This is a genomic window from Cyanobacterium sp. T60_A2020_053 (assembly GCA_015272165.1).
In the GTDB taxonomy this organism is placed as follows: Bacteria; Cyanobacteriota; Cyanobacteriia; order Cyanobacteriales; family Cyanobacteriaceae; genus Cyanobacterium.
This window is the reverse complement of record JACYMF010000002.1, coordinates 1-2,180: the sequence shown is the minus strand read 5'-3', so window position 1 is coordinate 2,180 and position 2,180 is coordinate 1. Positions and strand designations below refer to the sequence as shown.

The following is a 2,180-nucleotide window of genomic DNA, read 5'->3' as shown; positions in this document are numbered from 1 at the left end:
GGTCATAGAAAACTATATCAGGGGTATGGAACGTGCCTCTTTAGACGCAGAGTCGCCAAGCTCTACTGAGTGCGGAAGCATGAGGCAACTTGGGGCGAAGAAGCGTCAGAAACGCATTTCTCAGCGTAGCGGAAATGCGTAGTTCATAGCAACTATATTATATCAAGTTCGTTTTTTTAACTTTGCCTTAAATCACGAGCAAATCTTTTGGCAAGGGGTGGCACAAATAAAAATGGGCTGGTAAAACCTGAAAATATCGCTAATCCTTCTTTTAATTCCTTGACTTGAAACGGCATTCCCGTGGTAAAAGCCACTTGACAATTATACCAGCGCCCTTCTAACAGACCTAACAATGGTAAATAATGCTCTACCCCTTCTCGAATCTTCTGCTCACTCACTGTAGAATGGACAGGGGCGCTTATATTCGTAATGATTTGACTAATTTGACCTAAACAGAACGATCCATCCAAAAATTGAATTGCACCGGGTTCTAGTACTTCTCCTTGTAGCTCATTGGTGGGGTTTTCCCAGAGAGAATTTTTACCCAAGGCGGTGACATCTTTTTCTAATAAAAAACGGGCGGTGGTGCTGGGCATTACTAAAGTACGCAGTTTTATGTGACTAGGTTTAGTTTTGATTAGTTGGGCATGGGTAAAATATAGAGGAAGTTTGATGCCCATTTCTGCCAATATTTGTCGGGAGTGCGCCCCGGCACAAATGATTATTTTTGAAGCTGAGTATTTATTTTTATCGGTAATAATTCCCGTGATTTTGTCTTCTTTTTTCACTGTAGAAATAAATGTTTGTTCGACTATTTCTCCCCCTAATTGTTTATAGGCATTTTGATAAGCTAAAATAGTTTTTAGTGGGTTAACATGACCGTGGGGAAGTCTTAAACAACCAGAAATAGATTCAGGGTTTAATAGTGGTTCTAATTCACAACTATTTTTTATGTCTAATAATTCAGGAGTAAGACGAAAATGTTGATAATTTTTAGCTACTTCTGTTGGGGTGGAGGGCGCTGGAATAGTAAATAGTAAATCAATTTCTCTAAACTCAGTTTCTGAGCCTAATTCTGCTGTTAAATTACGATGAATATTTAAACCTTCTTCACATAGTTTATTAGTAAAATCATTTGTACCACACCAATGAGCTATACCTCCGTAACTGTAAGCTGTTGCATTATCAAAATTAAGATTTTTTTCTACTAATAAAACTTTAAACTTCTGTTTAGCTAATTCATAACTTAAAGCTGAACCTGTTAAACCAGCGCCCACCACTACCACATCATAATTATTCATTTTTATTCAAAAAAAATAAGGCTAATTAATTATTTAAACTGTCAATTATTCATTGTCCATTAAACTCACAATTCTATTTTTTATTACAGTATGTTTACTATGAATAAACTACATTTTTGTTTCTAGCAAAGGCACTAATTTTTGTAAGAATCCAAAGTGTAATTTAAGGAAATGAAAACTACGGTAAGCCTTAATCATTTGTAGAAAAATCTTTAATAATTACCTTAGCCCTTTTCCTTTTGAACTTTGCCCTTCTGATCATGTCTTATTTTTTACATTCTGCTTCAATTTTATTATAAAGTTCTTGCCATTTTTTTAACTCTTCACTATTTTTAGAATTGACAGATTTTACGCCACTATTTGCATAAAATTGCTCATTAGTTGTAACCGTAATCCCTGCTGGAGTGCATTCTGCAATAGCTTTAAAAGGCATGGGCTGATCTCCATCAACCATGGTAGTTTGATTATTAGTTATAGCATTCTGATTATTTTCTGTTTTCGCATTTTCTACAGGAGATTTGGTTTCAGAAGTGGCTGTAACCTCAGAAGATTGACTATTTTCTGTGGCTTTTTCTTTCTCGTAATCTGATTTTATATCGGCATTGATTTTGATATTCAAACCATCTAGTGCCTCTTTATCACAACTGATGAGAATAAAACTAGATAGTGATAATAATAATAAAACTGCTTTTTTGATCATTGTTACTTTTTTAAAGAACTTATTAGGGGTCGAGAAGTGAATCGCTTCACTCCCCTCCCATTCAAAACCGTACATGAGACTTTCACCTCATACGGCTCCTAGTTTGCTATTCCTTGTCATGGATGCTGTCACCTTTTCAAACTTCCGTCTGTTTTGGTTTTAATATCATGGCAATGACG

At 35.5% G+C, this 2,180-nt stretch carries 2 protein-coding genes; both read right to left on the bottom strand.

Annotated features, from left to right (window positions below; translation table 11 throughout):
- Nucleotides 1-176 precede the first annotated feature (176 nt).
- Complete coding sequence (locus IGQ45_00155; protein ID MBF2055639.1) at nucleotides 177-1,301, bottom strand: FAD-binding oxidoreductase; 1,125 nt, start codon at nucleotides 1,299-1,301, stop codon at nucleotides 177-179.
- Between the two features lie 265 nt (nucleotides 1,302-1,566).
- Nucleotides 1,567-2,001, bottom strand: a complete 435-nt coding sequence (locus tag IGQ45_00150) for a hypothetical protein (protein ID MBF2055638.1) — start codon at nucleotides 1,999-2,001, stop codon at nucleotides 1,567-1,569.
- Nucleotides 2,002-2,180: the final 179 nt, after the last annotated feature.

Bases quoted from the DNA above. Each gene is read 5' to 3' on its own strand.
- IGQ45_00155 (MBF2055639.1), bottom strand. From the start codon at position 1,301: ATGAATAATTATGATGTGGTAGTGGTGGGCGCTGGTTTAACAGGTTCA.
- IGQ45_00150 (MBF2055638.1), bottom strand. From the start codon at position 2,001: ATGATCAAAAAAGCAGTTTTATTATTATTATCACTATCTAGTTTTATT.